Origin of the sequence: Paenochrobactrum gallinarii, assembly GCF_014205685.1 — a bacterium.
In the GTDB taxonomy this organism is placed as follows: domain Bacteria; phylum Pseudomonadota; class Alphaproteobacteria; order Rhizobiales; family Rhizobiaceae; genus Paenochrobactrum; species Paenochrobactrum gallinarii.
In genome coordinates this window covers 128,287-143,738 of sequence record NZ_JACIIU010000004.1, presented here as the reverse complement: position 1 = coordinate 143,738, position 15,452 = coordinate 128,287, and the positions used below count along the sequence as shown (strand labels likewise).

Annotated in this window: 16 protein-coding genes; 9 read left to right on the top strand and 7 right to left on the bottom strand. The window is 46.5% G+C overall.

Going from position 1 to position 15,452, the window contains the following annotated elements:
• The first annotated feature begins 64 nt into the window (after positions 1-64).
• Positions 65-2,101 carry a thioredoxin domain-containing protein gene (locus tag FHS77_RS06535; RefSeq protein ID WP_184221539.1) on the top strand — a complete coding sequence of 679 codons (2,037 nt, stop codon included), beginning with the start codon at positions 65-67 and terminating at the stop codon, positions 2,099-2,101.
• Between the two features lie 46 nt (positions 2,102-2,147).
• Here FHS77_RS06535 and rho read toward each other — a convergent pair whose 3' ends face one another.
• The 3 genes from rho to hemE all read right to left on the bottom strand — a co-directional run bounded on the left by rho (position 2,148) and on the right by hemE (position 5,228).
• Positions 2,148-3,413: a transcription termination factor Rho gene (rho, locus tag FHS77_RS06530; protein ID WP_184221537.1), complete on the bottom strand. Its 1,266-nt coding sequence runs from the start codon at positions 3,411-3,413 to the stop codon at positions 2,148-2,150.
• 247 nt (positions 3,414-3,660) lie between these two features.
• Positions 3,661-4,194: a protoporphyrinogen oxidase HemJ gene (gene hemJ, locus FHS77_RS06525; protein WP_184221535.1), complete on the bottom strand. Its 534-nt coding sequence runs from the start codon at positions 4,192-4,194 to the stop codon at positions 3,661-3,663.
• Between the two features lie 11 nt (positions 4,195-4,205).
• Complete coding sequence (gene hemE, locus FHS77_RS06520; RefSeq protein ID WP_184221533.1) at positions 4,206-5,228, bottom strand: uroporphyrinogen decarboxylase; 1,023 nt, start codon at positions 5,226-5,228, stop codon at positions 4,206-4,208.
• A 436-nt stretch (positions 5,229-5,664) separates the two neighbouring features.
• On the opposite strand from hemE, the gene FHS77_RS06515 reads away from it, so the two are divergent.
• From FHS77_RS06515 to dnaQ, 5 genes are read left to right on the top strand one after another with little or no spacing between them, the layout of a single operon-like run.
• Positions 5,665-6,486 (top strand): pyruvate, phosphate dikinase/phosphoenolpyruvate synthase regulator, encoded by an 822-nt coding sequence (locus tag FHS77_RS06515; RefSeq protein ID WP_184221531.1) that lies wholly within the window; start codon positions 5,665-5,667, stop codon positions 6,484-6,486.
• Positions 6,487-6,513: 27 nt separating this feature from the next.
• Positions 6,514-7,113, top strand: a complete 600-nt coding sequence (locus tag FHS77_RS06510) for a Maf-like protein (protein WP_184221529.1) — start codon at positions 6,514-6,516, stop codon at positions 7,111-7,113.
• On the top strand, positions 7,106-7,957 hold the full coding sequence (locus FHS77_RS06505) for a shikimate dehydrogenase (RefSeq protein ID WP_184221527.1): 852 nt from the start codon (positions 7,106-7,108) through the stop codon (positions 7,955-7,957). The genes FHS77_RS06510 and FHS77_RS06505 overlap by 8 nt, the downstream gene beginning before the upstream one ends.
• A 1-nt stretch (position 7,958) precedes the next feature.
• Positions 7,959-8,543 (top strand): dephospho-CoA kinase, encoded by a 585-nt coding sequence (coaE, locus tag FHS77_RS06500; RefSeq protein ID WP_184221525.1) that lies wholly within the window; start codon positions 7,959-7,961, stop codon positions 8,541-8,543.
• Positions 8,544-8,581: 38 nt separating this feature from the next.
• Positions 8,582-9,286 (top strand): DNA polymerase III subunit epsilon, encoded by a 705-nt coding sequence (gene dnaQ / locus FHS77_RS06495; protein ID WP_184221523.1) that lies wholly within the window; start codon positions 8,582-8,584, stop codon positions 9,284-9,286.
• A gap of 72 nt (positions 9,287-9,358) precedes the next feature.
• Here dnaQ and secB read toward each other — a convergent pair whose 3' ends face one another.
• Positions 9,359-9,847, bottom strand: coding sequence for a protein-export chaperone SecB (gene secB / locus FHS77_RS06490; RefSeq protein ID WP_184221521.1), 489 nt, complete (start codon positions 9,845-9,847; stop codon positions 9,359-9,361).
• A gap of 119 nt (positions 9,848-9,966) precedes the next feature.
• Positions 9,967-10,485: an FxsA family protein gene (locus FHS77_RS06485; RefSeq protein WP_184221519.1), complete on the bottom strand. Its 519-nt coding sequence runs from the start codon at positions 10,483-10,485 to the stop codon at positions 9,967-9,969.
• A gap of 622 nt (positions 10,486-11,107) precedes the next feature.
• On the opposite strand from FHS77_RS06485, the gene FHS77_RS06480 reads away from it, so the two are divergent.
• From FHS77_RS06480 to FHS77_RS06470, 3 genes are all read left to right on the top strand, one after another.
• Positions 11,108-11,821 carry a Tim44/TimA family putative adaptor protein gene (locus FHS77_RS06480; RefSeq protein ID WP_184221517.1) on the top strand — a complete coding sequence of 238 codons (714 nt, stop codon included), beginning with the start codon at positions 11,108-11,110 and terminating at the stop codon, positions 11,819-11,821.
• Between the two features lie 169 nt (positions 11,822-11,990).
• The gene (locus FHS77_RS06475; RefSeq protein ID WP_184221515.1) at positions 11,991-12,572 is read left to right on the top strand and encodes a Smr/MutS family protein; all 582 of its coding nucleotides are present in this window, start codon (positions 11,991-11,993) and stop codon (positions 12,570-12,572) included.
• Positions 12,569-12,979, top strand: coding sequence for a helix-turn-helix domain-containing protein (locus FHS77_RS06470; RefSeq protein ID WP_184221513.1), 411 nt, complete (start codon positions 12,569-12,571; stop codon positions 12,977-12,979). Before FHS77_RS06475 ends, FHS77_RS06470 begins: the two co-directional genes overlap by 4 nt.
• A gap of 1 nt (position 12,980) precedes the next feature.
• On the opposite strand, the gene FHS77_RS06465 is transcribed toward FHS77_RS06470, so the two are convergent.
• On the bottom strand, positions 12,981-13,958 hold the full coding sequence (locus tag FHS77_RS06465; protein ID WP_184221511.1) for a DUF1402 family protein: 978 nt from the start codon (positions 13,956-13,958) through the stop codon (positions 12,981-12,983).
• A 149-nt stretch (positions 13,959-14,107) separates the two neighbouring features.
• On the bottom strand, positions 14,108-15,409 hold the full coding sequence (gene hslU / locus FHS77_RS06460) for an ATP-dependent protease ATPase subunit HslU (protein ID WP_184221509.1): 1,302 nt from the start codon (positions 15,407-15,409) through the stop codon (positions 14,108-14,110).
• Positions 15,410-15,452 lie beyond the last annotated feature (43 nt).

Genomic DNA, 15,452 nt, shown 5'->3' with positions numbered 1-15,452 from the left:
CAGCATAAATATATCCAGCATCAACTATAGCATTCGTAGCCATACAATCTTCAAGGACCACGCCATGACAGTTCAACTTTCCAATCAGTTAAATCTGTCATCCAGTGCTTATCTGCGACAGCATGCAGATCAACCGGTTCATTGGCAGATATGGTCTAACGAAACACTGAAACTTGCCAAACAATTGAACCGTCCGATTTTATTGTCGATCGGCTATGCAGCCTGCCACTGGTGTCATGTTATGGCGCATGAGAGTTTTGATAATGATATAATTGCTGATTATATGAATGAGCATTTCATCAATATCAAAATCGACCGTGAAGAGCGGCCTGATCTTGATCAGATTTATATGGCCGCTTTAACTGCAATGGGTGAGCAAGGTGGCTGGCCGCTCACAATGTTTTTAACACCTGATGCAGAACCATTCTGGGGTGGCACATATTTTCCACCACATACACGCTATAATCGCCCCAGTTTTGATGATGTGCTACGCGGTATCAATCAGCTTTTCCATCAGGATAAAGATAAAGTTAACCATAACTCCCGCGTGATCACTGAACATATCCAGCAACGTTTAGCGCAAAATTTAAACCACAATACTGCGCCACAAGACCCGTCTCTTTTACACAAGACATACGCGCAACGCCTAAGTTCAATGCTTGATCCGCATTACGGCGGTATAAAAGGCGCGCCTAAATTTCCAAGCAGCCCTTTAATGGAAATATTTTGGCTCCAGCATTTAAATAATAATGATCCAGCAGCCTATGATGCTTTTCTGTTAAGCCTCAAGAATATGGTTCAAGGTGGAATTTATGATCATATCGGTGGTGGCCTGTGTCGTTATAGCGTAGACGACCATTGGCTCGTGCCACATTTTGAAAAGATGCTTTATGATAATAGCCAGCTGATTAATCATGGCAGCTTTGCCTATGCTAAATCTCAGGATCAATTGTTACGTACTCGAATCGAAGAGGTAATTGACTGGCTGCAAAGAGAATTACAATTACCGCAAGGTGGATTTGCTTCGAGCTTAGATGCTGATAGCGAAGGGATAGAGGGCAAATATTACGTTTGGGATCGCTCGGAAATTGATGCCATTCTAGGTGATGATAGTCAGATATTTTGCGAAGCCTATAATGTAACAGCTGAAGGAAATTGGGAAGGCAGCAATATTCTCAACCGCCTCCATTCTTCTTTAGCAGATCCTGACCAGAAACTAATCGAAGCATGCAAAAGCAAACTTCTGGCAGTGCGCCAAAAACGTATTGCACCATCCCGTGATGATAAGTTGCTGATAGATTGGAACGGACAATTAATTGTAGCCCTTCTTAATGCCGGCCGCGTATTTGATCGCTCGGACTGGATTAAGCTGGCTAAACAGACTTATGCGAAAATCAACATTAGTCTTGATCATCAAAACCTATGCCATTGTCTTTCAGATTATGCACCGAGTATTCGTGCATTATCATCAGACTATGCGGCGATGATCCATGCCGCTGTTTCATTATATGGCTATACCGGTGATAAAAGCTATTTAGCAGATGCCCGCCTATGGCTCAGTGAACTCAACAAACAGCACAGGGATGAAAACGGCGATTATCGCCTTACAGCGCTTAATCAGGATGATGTGATTATCCATATCCATGCGGATCAGGATGACGCCACTCCAAGCGCTACAGCACAGCTGATTGAAGCTTTATCAAGGCTGGCACTGGTTGATCAGGATATAGAACTACAGCAACAAATAGAAGCACTGTCACAACGCGCCCTCACCCGTATTCAAGCGCTTGCCTATGGCCAGGCAGGCGTTTTGAATGCTGCGCTCATTTCACAATCAGCGATGATTTTACATATTTTTGCTGATTCAATGGAACACCCGCTCATCAAAATTGCCAATCAGATGATTGATATGAGACGCACAGATATCATCAACGTCATTGCTAGTGATGAAATGTGTGAAACAGAGATACCATATCTCGGCACGCAAAATATCAGTCGGGCATCAGCTTATTTATGTATCGGCAATCGATGCTTAGCGCCGGTTCATTCAAGTGATGACCTTGAAACGCTTTTAAAAGAAAATGCCTCGCTTCAGGTTTGAAGCGAGGCATTTAAAATTCACAGACTAATTCTCGTTATTCTATCAATTAGGTATTCATAGAATCGAAGAATTCACCATTGCTCTTGGTCTGCTTGAGTTTGTCATTGAGGAACTCAATCGCATCTGTGGTACCCATTGGTGCCAGAATACGACGCAGAACAAAGATTTTCTGAAGATCCTGACGTGGTACAAGAATGTCTTCCTTACGGGTACCGGATTTAAGAATATCCATTGCAGGGAAGATACGCTTATCAGCAACCTTACGATCCAGAACAATTTCAGAGTTACCAGTACCCTTAAATTCTTCAAAGATCACTTCATCCATACGGCTACCCGTATCGATCAGAGCTGTTGCAATAATGGTAAGCGAACCGCCCTCTTCAATGTTACGTGCAGCACCAAAGAAGCGCTTAGGACGCTGCAAAGCATTCGCATCCACACCACCGGTCAAAACCTTACCTGATGACGGCACAACGGTGTTGTAAGCGCGTCCAAGGCGGGTAATGGAATCGAGCAGAATGACAACGTCACGGCCATGCTCAACCAGGCGCTTGGCTTTTTCAATGACCATTTCAGCAACCTGAACGTGACGCGCTGCCGGTTCATCAAAGGTAGAAGAAATCACTTCACCCTTAACCGAGCGCTGCATGTCGGTGACTTCTTCCGGACGTTCATCGATGAGAAGAACAATCAGATAGCATTCAGGATGGTTAGCAGTGATCGAATGCGCAATATTCTGCAACAGCACCGTTTTACCGGTACGTGGCGGTGCAACGATCAAAGCACGCTGACCTTTACCTAATGGCGCTACCAGATCAATCACACGGGATGAGAGATCTTTATTGGTTGGAACTTCAAGTTCCATCTTAAAGCGTTCATTCGGATAAAGCGGTGTCAGATTGTCAAAGTGAACTTTGTGACGGATTTTTTCCGGATCTTCAAAGTTGATAGTATTGACCTTCAACAGCGCGAAATAACGTTCGCCTTCTTTAGGGCCACGGATCGGGCCTTCAACCGTATCACCGGTTTTCAAAGAGAAACGACGCAGCTGTGACGGTGAAATATAAATATCGTCAGGACCCGGCAGATAGTTTGCGTTTGCTGAGCGCAAAAAGCCAAAACCATCCTGCAAAACTTCCACTACACCTTCGCCGATAATTTCGACTTCCTGAGCGGCCAGTTTTTTCAAAATAGCAAACATCAGCTCTTGCTTACGCATGGCGCTGGCGTTTTCGACTTCGAGTGTTTCAGCAAAGGCCAGCAATTCAACCGGCGTTTTGTTTTTTAGTTCTTGTAGTTTCATTTCCTGCATGGGTGAGGAACTCATTAAAATGTAAGGGAAAAAATGCAATTTTCGGAAAAGTGATCATTAAGCCATGATCGACATCGAAAGTCTGCTTATCAGGTGGGAAGTGGTTTATATATAATGATTTTTGCTTCCAAGAGCAAGCGACAATTAAATGACAATTATTATTTTTAGTTTTACAGCTCTATATTCGACTAATAAAAAAGCGCCGCTTTTACAAACGGCGCTTTTCTTTAAATTTAAAAGATGATGATCAGAATGGTTTGACTATCACCAAAATGACAATCAAGATCATCAGAATTGTCGGAATTTCATTGAAAATCCGCCAATATTTCGATGATTTGGTATTCTGATCGGCTGCAAAGCGGCGCATGGACTTTGATAAAATTCCGTGTGCTGCGGACATCAGGACAACTAAAAGTAGTTTTCCGTGTAACCAGCCACCTTTAAAGGCAAACATATCCCAAGCCATCCAAAGACCTGTGATCCACGCAATGATCATCGCCGGGTTCATGATAACGCGCAAAAGTCTGCGTTCCATAACTTTGAACAATTCAGATGTTTCGGAACCCACCGCGATTGTTGAGTGATAAACAAACAAACGCGGCAGATAAAGCATGGCTGCCATCCATGAAATAATGGCAATCACATGGAGCGCTTTAATCCAATTATAAGCACCTTCTGGATTCACGTGAAACAATATGCCGAAACCGATCAAAACAATGGCAAGCGCGCTCATTGCCCGAATTGCGACTTTGGAACCGGAACTATTAACATCAGTGCTCATAAAGATTCTCCTTATGCCTGATTTCTTATCCGATCGAGCATTTGCTGTACATGTTCAATCGGTGCCTGTGGTGTTATGCCATGGCCAAGGTTGAAGACGAGCGGACCTTGTCCCAAATGCTTCAAAATGGCGTCCACGCCTTCATCAAGCGCTTTTCCGCCAGCAACCACCCGTAACGGGTCGAGATTGCCCTGTACGGCTCCCTGTGCCTGTAACTGCTTGGCAAATGAAAACGGCACTGTCCAATCCATCCCCAGCATGTTCACGCCGGTTTTTTCACGGTAATCTTGGTAAAGCAGACCAGCACCTTTCGGAAAACCGATAATGCGGGCATCCGGATAAACGGATCTGACTTTGGCAACAATGCGCGCCACTGGTTTAATGCAGAAACGATCAAAGCAATCTTCATCCAAAACGCCGGACCATGAATCGAAGATTTGCAAAGCATCAGCGCCGGAATCGAGCTGTTTAATGAGATAAGCAGCCGAGATATCTGCCAGATCATTCAAAAGCTTTTCAAACAGTTCCGGGTGCTGATAGGCAAAAAGGCGTGCAGGAGCCTGATCCGCTGTGCCGTGACCGGCGATCATATAGGTCGCAACAGTCCAGGGTGCACCACAAAAGCCGAGCAAGGTGGTTTCATCCGGCAGTTCATTACGCAGACGATTGACCGTTTCATAAACAGGTGCGAGTTTTTCCTCAGCCCCTTCAATATTCAAAGCAGCAATTTCATCTGGCGTAATCGGTGTCATTAAAGGACCACGTCCTTCTTCAAAGCGAAGGTCACGTCCGAGAACGTGAGGGACAACCAGAATGTCAGAAAAGAGAATGGCTGCATCAAAGCCAAAACGACGAATTGGCTGAAGTGTTACTTCAACAGCAAAATCGGGTGAGTAGCACAGATCGAGAAAGCTTCCTGCTTCTTTTCTGCTGGCTCTGTATTCAGGCAGATAACGACCCGCTTGACGCATCATCCAAGCTGGTGGTGGAAACACTGTCTCACCGTCAATAACTCTCAAAACTTTGCGTTTCATCGTTTTTCCTTCTGCGCTTCAGCGGAGTTATCCTCAGGCGCTATTAGTAAAGAAAGGTAGGATTTTGGAATCTTTTGATTCTTAGAGTCTGTTAGTATTGGGGATTAATGTTTGCCATTAATTTACCCACAGTACCTTTGCTCTGATCCTTTGTTGTGTGCATAAATCACCGATCATTCGGGAAAAAGCAATGGGTGGGCAAATTTACTTTGAATCGTAAGGACTTGGCAAAAAAATCTATCCACTGCAAATTGTGGAAAACTATTGGATAACTGTGATAGAACTAAACCAATCAGAGTTTATACACATCCCTATGATAAGTTTTTATACAGATCACCGAATTGTGGATAAATCGCGAAGTTTCCACCAGCCTGACTGGGATGAATAAAAGACGCTTAAAATTACACACAACCGTCAACAGGGTGATGAGATAACTGTGACAAAATCGCTTTCTTACTTTCATTTACATTTGATTTCTGATGCGACCGGAGAGACTCTCATCGCAGCAGGCCGTGCTGCAGCCGCGCAATACACCAATGCGCGTGCGATTGAGCACATGTATCCGCTGATCAGAACCGAGAAACAATTGAGTAAAGTTCTGGAAGGAATTGATGCAGAACCGGGCATTGTTCTCTACACAGTGGTGGATCAAAAACTGGCGGCGATGATCGATCAGTCCTGTGCGGCTATGGGGGTTCCATGCGTTTCTGTGCTGGAGCCGGTGCTGGCAACTTTCCAGTCTTATTTGGGGCTGGCGGCACACAGACGCGCCAGTGCGCAACATGTTTTAAACACGGATTATTTCCGCCGTATCGATGCGCTCAATTTTACCATGGAGCATGATGACGGTTTGCTGCCGCCTGATATTGAAGAAGCAGATATTGTTTTGGTTGGCATTTCCCGCACGTCCAAAACACCAACGAGTATCTATTTGGCCAATCGCGGCATCAAAACCGCCAATGTGCCGATTGTGAATGGCGTGCCAATTCCTGATGAAGTCATCAACGCCAAGAAACCATTGATCGTTGGTTTGATTGCCACGGCTGAAAGGATTTCGCAGGTGCGCCAGCATCGCTTGCTTGGCACGGTTGCTGATTTTCATAATGAATTTTACACCGACAGAGCTGCGATTGCAGAAGAGCTGACCTATGCGCGCAATCTTTGTGCGCGTCATGGCTGGCCGGTGATTGATGTGTCGCGTCGCTCAATCGAAGAAACAGCCGCCGCCATTTTAGCGCTGCGTCCGCGCAATCGCTGATAAGACAGAGCAAAAATGAGATCAACAATGACCACCTCCCTTATCTTAGCGTCCAAAAGTCCGTTCAGGGCACAGCTTCTCAAAAATGCCGGTCTGACTTTCGGCACAGAAAATGCCGATATTGACGAGCGCGCTGTTGAAGCGCCGCTTTATCGTTCGGGTGCAACGCCTGAAGATGTGGCGATAGTGTTGGCAGAAGCAAAAGCTTTAGCCGTTAGTGAAAAACATCCCGATGCGATCATCATCGGTTGTGACCAGACTTTATCTCTGGGCGATGAGATTTTTCATAAACCGGCTGATCTGGAAGAGGCAGGTAAAAACCTTCTCAAGCTTTCCGGTAAAACACATCAGTTAAACAGTGGCATTGTGCTGGTCAAAAACGGCGAGACAATTTGGCGACATGTGGCCATTGCTTATATGACCATGCGTCCTTTGCAGCCGGAATTTATTGGCCGCTATCTGGGGCGTATCGGTGATAATGCTTTATCGAGTGTCGGCGCTTATCAGGTGGAAGGCGAAGGCATTCAGTTGTTTGAAAAAATCAAAGGCGATTATTTTACCATTATCGGCCTGCCTTTATTGCCGCTCTTACAAAAACTGCGCGAAGAAAGTTTGATCGATGGCTGAAAAAAAACAAGCCTTTGTAACCGGCTATCCGATTAAACATTCACGCTCGCCGCTTATTCATGGCTTTTGGCTGCGGGAATATGGTTTGCAGGGTTCGTATCAGGCAATGGAAGTGGCACCTGAAGATTTCGCCAGCTTTGCTAAAACGCTTGCTGCGCAAAATCTGGTTGGCGGAAATGTTACCCTGCCCCATAAGGAAGAAGCTTTTAAGCTTTGTGCCAAACTTGATGATGCGGCCAAAGCCATTGGCGCGGTCAATACGCTTTGGCTGGAAAATGGCGAACTGTGCGGCAGTAATACCGATGCTTATGGTTTTGCAGCCAATCTGGATGCATTGGCGCCGGATTGGGATAAAGCAGATACGGCTTTGATTTTAGGTGCGGGTGGCGCTTCGCGCGCAATCATTCATGCATTGAAAGAGCGCGGCTTTAAAACCATCTCTATAGTGAACAGAACTTTGGCGCGCGCTGAAGAGCTGGTCAGGCATTTTAAAAGCGATGAGGTTGCGATCACGGCGCATGAATGGGCAGAGGCTGACGCGCTTGTGCCATCGGCTGGTTTGATCGTTAATACAACATCGCTTGGGATGAGCGGCCATGGCGAGAACCAGGAATTTCCGCTTGATCTGAGCAAGGCTTCTCACCAAGCCTTGGCAACCGATATTGTTTATGTTCCACTGGAAACAGGGTTTTTAAAAAAGGCAAAGACTGCCGGATTAAAAACTGCGGATGGTTTGGGCATGTTGCTGCATCAGGCAGTGCCGGGTTTTGAGCGTTGGTTTGGTGTGCGCCCTGAAGTGACAGATGCTTTGCGCGCGCATATTTTAGAGGATATGGCAAAATAAAATGATCATTGTCGGTCTCACCGGTTCTATCGGAATGGGTAAATCCACCGCTGCCAAAATGTTTGAGCAGGCTGGTGTGCCGGTTTATGATGCTGATGAGACGGTGCACCGGCTCTATGCCGGCCGCGCCAGCCCTCTGATTGAGCAAGCTTTTCCAGGCACTGTGGTTGACGGTATTGTCGACCGTAAAAAACTGGCGCAGGCGGTGCTCAATGATAGTCAGGCAATGAAAAAGCTTGAAGCAATCGTGCATCCGTTGGTGCATGAAGAAGAAAGCCTATTTTTAGAACAAGCCAGGCTGGACCGTGAGCCGATGGTGGTGCTTGATATTCCGCTGCTTTTTGAGGCAGGCGGTAAAGATCGGGTTGACCGTATTGTGGTTGTGAGTGCCCCTGCTGATGTGCAGCGCCAGCGGGTGCTTGCCAGAGAAGGTATGACGGTTGAAAAATTTGAGAGTATTTTAAGCCGTCAGATGAGCGATCACGAAAAGCGTGCAAAAGCTGATTTTATCATTGATAGCAATGTTAGTTTTGAGGCTATGCAAGAGCAGATTGATTTGATCATTGCGCAATTGAGCAAACATTAAATCTGAAGATAGAATTGAGCATAAAGGCATGAATAACAATGCGTGAAATCGTTTTCGATACTGAAACCACGGGTCTTGCCCGTCTGGAAGATCGGGTTATTGAAATCGGCGGCGTGGAAATGGTCAATCGTTTCCTCACCGGTCGCACATTTCATGTTTATATCAATCCGCAAGGCAAAGAAGTGCATCCTGATGCTTTGGCGGTGCACGGGATCAGCAATGAGCAGCTGTTAGACAAACCGGTGTTTGCCGATATTGTCGATGATTTTCTTGAGTTTTTTGATGGTGCCAAGCTGGTCGCGCATAATGCGATGTTCGATCTGGGCTTTATCAATGCGGAACTCGATCGTTTGGGGCGCGAACCGATCGGGACTGACCGGATTGTGGATACATTGGCATTGGCGCGCCGGCGCAATCCGATGGGGCCGAACACGCTTGATGCGCTCTGCCGTCGTTATGGCATTGATAATAGCCACCGCACATTACACGGCGCCTTGCTTGACTCTGAAATTCTGGCAGAAGTTTATATCGAGCTGATCGGCGGTAAACAGACAGCCCTTGGTTTAAACAGCGATAGTAATCAGGATAGTTCTTCCCAATCAGGCGGCGGACAAAAAATTGAGCTGGCCAAGCGCCCTGCCCCTTTGGCTTCCCGTGTCAGTGAAGCAGAAAAAGCAGCCCATGATGCATTGGTTGCTAAAATGGGTGATAAGGCGATCTGGAAAAAATATATGGCCGGTTGAGGCTTTGCTAGTGTTCAATAAAAAAGCCCGGATGTTTATCCGGGCTTTTTTATATTTCAGTTTTTAAACTGATTAGCTCTTAACGGCGTTTTTAGCCTGTTCTTCAGCCATGCGCTGCTGGAACATCTGAGCAAAATCGATCGGGTCGATCATCAGCGGCGGGAAGCCGCCATTGCGTGTTGCATCAGCAATGATCTGACGGGCAAACGGGAACAGAAGACGCGGGCATTCGATGAAGAGAAGCGGCAACACATGTTCCTGCGGGATGCCCTGAATACGGAATACACCACCGTAAACCAGCTCTGCGTTGAACAGAACGTCTTTGTCGTCTGTTGCTTTAGCGGTCAGGGTCAGAACAACATCAAAATCGTCCTGTGCAATCGGGTTTGCATTGACGTTTACATTGATGTTGATTGCAGGGGCTTTTTCACGCGGACGCAGTGACATTGGTGCGCCTGGGCTTTCGAAGGAAAGATCCTTGATGTACTGAGCCAGAATATTCAGTGATGGCTCAACAGCTGGATTAGCCGAACCGTTTCCATTCGTCGCTTCATTTGCCATTTTCAAAAAAACCTTTTTTTGTTTGAGCGGGATCCTGAATGTCCCGAATTCAGTTAAGTTGGCTAGCATGTGTTTCTCTATGAGGCAAGAAACTGCTTTAAATCTTAAAGCTTCAGGCTTCATTTATCCTGATTATTCGGCCGCCATGGTGAATTCGGGTCAGGTTTACTAGAAAAGTCTTCTGGATCGAGATCAATGATATTGTCATCACTATAAGGAGAATTGCCGCGATAAGAATTATTATTGCTGTAACTGGCGCTATTTGTATAAGCGCCGCTAACCACCATTTTGCCGCGCAAAAAGCGGTTCCATACAAAATCACGAACCGGTGGCATGAAAAGCAACAAGCCGATTGCACTGGTGAAAAAGCCCGGCACGATCAGCAAAATTGCCGCCATTACCAGCATAGCACCATGAACAACTTCCCGATCTGGCACACGGCCGGCAGCAGTTTCTGAGCGGATGCGCTGTAACAGGCTGAAGCCTTGAATACGCAGCAGGAAAAAGCCCAGTATTGCGCTTAGGATCAGCAATCCGATAGTTGCCAGTACGCCCAAATGACTGCCGACGATAATAAAACCAGCAATCTCGATAAAAGGTAATGCCAATAAGAAGAGTGGTGCATAGGAGGATGGCATATAAAAAAGGCCTTTCACTTGCCTGTCGGTTTCAGTTCATTCAGCATTTATGAATGTCCATCATTCACATTGATGCGGCAGTATTGCGGTTATAATGCTATATTCGTGGTTTAAGCCGCATGAAATATATGCATTTGCAATGAAATACATATAAGATACACAGCATCACTTAAGCTTTACGCTATTACAGATAGGTATGCGCTATCCGTATTTGAATGTTTGATCAGCGCACTCTATATGTTTTTTGAATACAAGCGCATCCCAAAAAGTGTGTAACGGTTTTTGGATTAAGATGCGCGTTGAGAATAAACAGCATCCCAAAAACTATGTAACGGTTTTTGGAACAAGATGCGCGGTAAGAATAAACAGCATCCCAAAAAGTGTGTAACGGTTTTTGGAACAAGATGCGCGGTGAGAATAAACAGCATCCTAAAAACTATGTAACGGTTTTTAGATTAAGATGTGCGGCGAAGAAAAACGCATCCCAAAAACTGAGTAACGGTTTTTGGAACAAGGTGCATCAATGAGCGGATTGAGCATTTTTATAAATTAAGAATGCTTCAGGTGAAATTCAGATCCGGTTATGCTAAAGTGAAGCACGGGTCCTAAAATGGCGCAGGGTATGGAATTTTTTGATTTTGGCACAATTTTCTTCTTCATCGCAGCGGTTGTGATTTTCTTCCAGCTGAGAAATGTTCTTGGCACCCGCACAGGCAATGAGAAACCGCCTTTTGATCCTTATACATCGCAAAAGCCAGCGGATGCTGCACAGCCGCAAAATGGTGATGATGCGGATAATGTGATTTCGCTGCCGCGCAAAGCTGGTGCAGAACAGCCTGTCAAAGATTTCCGATCTATTGATGCTGTGGCGCCTGTCGGTTCGCTCATTAATGATAAATTGCGTGCCATCCGTGCAATGGATGCTTCATTTGATCCGAAGACCTTCATTAAAGGCGTGACGCTTGCGCATGAAATGATCGTGATGAGTTTTGCCGATGGTGATCGTAAATTGCTGAAAAACCTTCTGTCCAAAGAAGTGTATGAAGGCTTTGTCGCCGCTATTGATGAGCGTGAAAAGCGTGGTGAAAAACAGCGTTCTACTTATATTGGTGTGGAAAAAGCTGATATCACCGCGGTGGAAATCAAAGGCTCGGAAGCCCATATTACAGTTTCATTGTTAAGCCAGATGATTTCGTCCACTTTGGATAGGCAGGATAATCTTATCGATGGTGATCCGGAAGCTGTGATTGAGGTCAAGGATCTCTGGACATTTGCGCGTGATGTAAAATCGCGTGATCCAAACTGGCGTTTGGTAGCAACTGAGGCAGAGGACTAAGGGGTTCTCTGCTTTTAGCGACCTTCATCTTTTGTGATCCGGATTCGGACAAATGTTGTATATAATAAAATTAGCTCTGTTCCGGGCAGTCAGTACTGCCCGGTTGTTTATTTTTCAAAAAATGACTAACGGCTTTGGCCGTTTTTTTGCGTTGTGAGGAGCATAGCAAATGGCTCCTAAAAACTACTTACGCTCAGAAGACCGGATTTTATGGGAAACGGTTGCCAAAACCGCATTGCCGATTTCCGGCAAACATCATTTAAAATCGGCAATGGATGATTTTGACTTGTGGGAACAGGAAGTCGCCCCCAAACCAAAACCATCGGCTGCGCCTCAATTTAAAAAGCTTGTGGTTTCCAGTGAAGAAACAAAGCCTGTTGTCGCCAAACCGAAACAGGCTGAAATTTATCAGCTTGATAAACCAACACATCGAAAAATTGCCAAAGGGCGCCTCAATATCGATGCAAGGATTGACCTGCACGGACTGACGCAGCGTGAGGCATATAATTTATTATACGGCTTTCTGGCCGATGCCCATGCCAGAGGTTTGCGTCATGTGTTGATTATCACCGGCAAAGGGCGCTCTTACGGTAGTGAGGGTGTGCTGAAACAAGTGGTGCCGCATTGGTTTTCGACGCCGATTTTCCGCTTGCTTGTCAGTGCTTATGAAGATGCAGCCCATCATCATGGCGGGCATGGTGCGCTTTACGTACGTTTGCGCCGTGCCGGTTCAACGGGATTATCACTATGACCCCTTTCGGCCAGCGTTTGCGCGAGTTGCGCGAAAAGCGCGGTGTATCACAAAAGGAAATGGCAGAAGCTTTACGCGTTTCTGCGGCCTATTTGTCAGCTCTTGAGCACGGGCGGCGCGGTGCACCGACATGGGACATGCTGCAACGTATCATCACTTATTTCAATATTATATGGGATGAAGCGGAAGAGCTGCAACAGCTGGCGAAGATTTCGCATCCGCGAGTGGTGATTGATACGGCTGGCCTGAGCCCGCAAGCCACGGAGCTCGCTAATCTATTATCAAAAAATATTCGTATTCTGGATCGTGAGACGATCAAGACTATGACCGAACAGGTTGAAGCGGCGCGTAAGCGCCGCCGCAATAAATCAATCCGTCATGGTTTGTCTGTCACTGAAGCCAAGTGAATTAAAACAGAGCTTTCAGCTCATCCAGTTTATTATTAACAAGCCAGCCATAATAATTTTCTTGCGGCATCAATTCTGACTGACCTGCTGTCTTGCGCTTCTTATTTCCTTGCGCCAGAGCGCGGGCACGGTCATTTGCACCACCGGTATTATACAAAGTGGCGGTAAGACCCGGATTTTTGGAAATATCAAAACCTGCAATCTGGCGGTAGGATGTGATCGATTGTTTGATGGTTGCCGCGATGTATGGCAGTGTCAAATCCGGATCCATAATAGTTTTATAGATGGTGGAGCCATCTTCTGCGCGCAGTTTCGGCAGACCGGAAACGCGGTTGACCATGTCGGACATTTGCAATGCAGTGAGCGGATTGATCTGGCCAAGGCCAAATGTCTGTCCTGCAAAGAAAGGCTGGAAGAAGACGGCGCTGAAACGGTTGTTCGGATAGGATTTGCCGTTTACTTTTTTGCCGCGGAATTTCGCATTCCACACATCTTCACGGCAGCTCCAAAGAGTGTAGCTGTCTTTAAAGCGTTCACAGCCTGCAAATTCAGGACGCTTGATAAATGTCGCGATGCTTTCACCATTATAAGAGAAATCCACGCCCTGATTTACATAGGACATGGCCTTCACATAATAGGTCTGCAAACGGTCGTAAACATCCACATTATAGGTATGCTCACCGACAATCGCACCTGCAATATGAATAGGATCAATGCCGTAAGCAGAAGCATTGGCGCGGATTTTTGAGCGCAGCGATGCATCCGATTTCAGCAATGTGTAGATTTTTTGATATTTCTTTTCGTACGTGGTGCTGAGTTCTCTGGTGCGCTTGGCAGAGGCACCAGGAATTGCTGGTTGTTCCGCATTGCGGTTGCCGGCAGGCACAACGGTGGCACTATAGGCTGGTTGGCTGAGAATCGGGCTTGCAAGCACTACGGACAGGCAAAGGCCGGCGATAAGGTTCAGTCGGCTAGTCATATTGCTGTAACGTGCCTCGGTAAGTGAAAGAATGCGAATATAAGTTGAGCCGGAAAATAAAAAATCCCCCCGCACAAGTCGAGGGGATTTTTAAAATTCTTAATTAACTATTTCGATAGTGACTTTCTGGCCACTTATATTCACATTTATCACAGAATAAAGCGTGACAGATCAGTGTTCTTGGCCAGATCACCCACCATTTTACGCACATAATCGGCATCAACGACAAAAGCCGAGCCTGACTTATCCGGTGCGGAAAATGAAATTTCATCCAGCACACGTTCCATCACGGTTTGCAAGCGACGTGCACCGATATTTTCAACCGTTGCGTTGAGATCAACGGCAATATCCGCCAAGGCGTCAATTGCATCATCGGTAATATCGAGTTTGACCTCTTCCGTTGCCATCAAAGCGATATATTGCTTGATGAGGCTCACTTCGGTTTCGGTCAGAATGCGACGCAGATCCTGACGGGTCAGTGCGCTCAGTTCCACACGGATCGGCAAACGACCCTGCAATTCAGGCAGCAGGTCGGATGGTTTGGAAACATGGAAAGCACCCGATGCAATGAAGAGAATATGATCGGTTTTCACCGGACCATATTTGGTTGCAACGGTTGTTCCTTCCACCAGTGGCAACAGATCGCGTTGCACACCTTCACGCGAAACACCGGCACCGGCACCGCCTTCACGGGCGATTTTGTCGATTTCATCCAAAAAGACGATACCGTCATTTTCGGTTGCTTTGAGTGCTTCCTGAATGACCTGATCCTGATCCAGCAGCTTATCGGATTCATCGGTGATCAACATTGCATAGGAGTTTTTGACACTGGTTTTGCGCTGCTTTGTGCGGCCACCCATGGCTTTGCCAAGCATGTCGCTCAAATTCAGCACGCCGATATTGGCACCCGGCATACCCGGAATTTCAAAATTGTTGCCGCCGCCATTGTCGGCCACTTCAATTTCAATTTCCTTATCGTCCAGCTCACCTTCACGCAATTTCTTGCGGAAGCTGTCGCGGGTTGCAGGGCTGGCGGTTTTGCCAACCAATGCATCAAGAACACGTTCTTCGGCATTGATATGGGCTTTGGCCTTCACTTCTTCGCGCTTTTTCTCGCGCACAAGGCCAATGGCCGCTTCCACCAGATCGCGGATGATCTGTTCAACGTCACGCCCGACATAGCCAACTTCGGTAAATTTGGTGGCTTCAACCTTGATGAAAGGCGCACCGGCCAGTTTAGCAAGACGGCGGGAGATTTCGGTTTTACCCACGCCGGTCGGCCCGATCATCAGAATGTTTTTTGGCATCACTTCTTCGCGCATCTGGCCGTCAAGCTGCTGACGTCTCCAGCGGTTGCGTAAAGCAATGGCTACGGCACGCTTGGCATCATTCTGGCCAATAATGTAGCGATCCAGTTCAGAAACAATTTCACGCGGTGAAAAATTTGACATGATTTATAATCCATCGGCCGTTACCCGCATAAGTTTGAAAAGG

What these genes read in the sequence shown, in the direction of transcription:
- FHS77_RS06475 (WP_184221515.1), top strand. Translation starts at nt 11,991, where the DNA reads ATGGCTCCTAAAAACTACTTACGCTCAGAAGACCGGATTTTATGGGAA.
- FHS77_RS06470 (WP_184221513.1), top strand. Translation starts at nt 12,569, where the DNA reads ATGACCCCTTTCGGCCAGCGTTTGCGCGAGTTGCGCGAAAAGCGCGGT.
- hemJ (WP_184221535.1), bottom strand. Translation starts at nt 4,194, where the DNA reads ATGAGCACTGATGTTAATAGTTCCGGTTCCAAAGTCGCAATTCGGGCA.
- rho (WP_184221537.1), bottom strand. Translation starts at nt 3,413, where the DNA reads ATGCAGGAAATGAAACTACAAGAACTAAAAAACAAAACGCCGGTTGAA.
- FHS77_RS06485 (WP_184221519.1), bottom strand. Translation starts at nt 10,485, where the DNA reads ATGCCATCCTCCTATGCACCACTCTTCTTATTGGCATTACCTTTTATC.
- FHS77_RS06535 (WP_184221539.1), top strand. Translation starts at nt 65, where the DNA reads ATGACAGTTCAACTTTCCAATCAGTTAAATCTGTCATCCAGTGCTTAT.
- FHS77_RS06510 (WP_184221529.1), top strand. Translation starts at nt 6,514, where the DNA reads ATGACCACCTCCCTTATCTTAGCGTCCAAAAGTCCGTTCAGGGCACAG.
- hemE (WP_184221533.1), bottom strand. Translation starts at nt 5,228, where the DNA reads ATGAAACGCAAAGTTTTGAGAGTTATTGACGGTGAGACAGTGTTTCCA.
- FHS77_RS06480 (WP_184221517.1), top strand. Translation starts at nt 11,108, where the DNA reads ATGGAATTTTTTGATTTTGGCACAATTTTCTTCTTCATCGCAGCGGTT.
- hslU (WP_184221509.1), bottom strand. Translation starts at nt 15,409, where the DNA reads ATGTCAAATTTTTCACCGCGTGAAATTGTTTCTGAACTGGATCGCTAC.
- coaE (WP_184221525.1), top strand. Translation starts at nt 7,959, where the DNA reads ATGATCATTGTCGGTCTCACCGGTTCTATCGGAATGGGTAAATCCACC.
- secB (WP_184221521.1), bottom strand. Translation starts at nt 9,847, where the DNA reads ATGGCAAATGAAGCGACGAATGGAAACGGTTCGGCTAATCCAGCTGTT.
- FHS77_RS06505 (WP_184221527.1), top strand. Translation starts at nt 7,106, where the DNA reads ATGGCTGAAAAAAAACAAGCCTTTGTAACCGGCTATCCGATTAAACAT.
- dnaQ (WP_184221523.1), top strand. Translation starts at nt 8,582, where the DNA reads ATGCGTGAAATCGTTTTCGATACTGAAACCACGGGTCTTGCCCGTCTG.
- FHS77_RS06465 (WP_184221511.1), bottom strand. Translation starts at nt 13,958, where the DNA reads ATGACTAGCCGACTGAACCTTATCGCCGGCCTTTGCCTGTCCGTAGTG.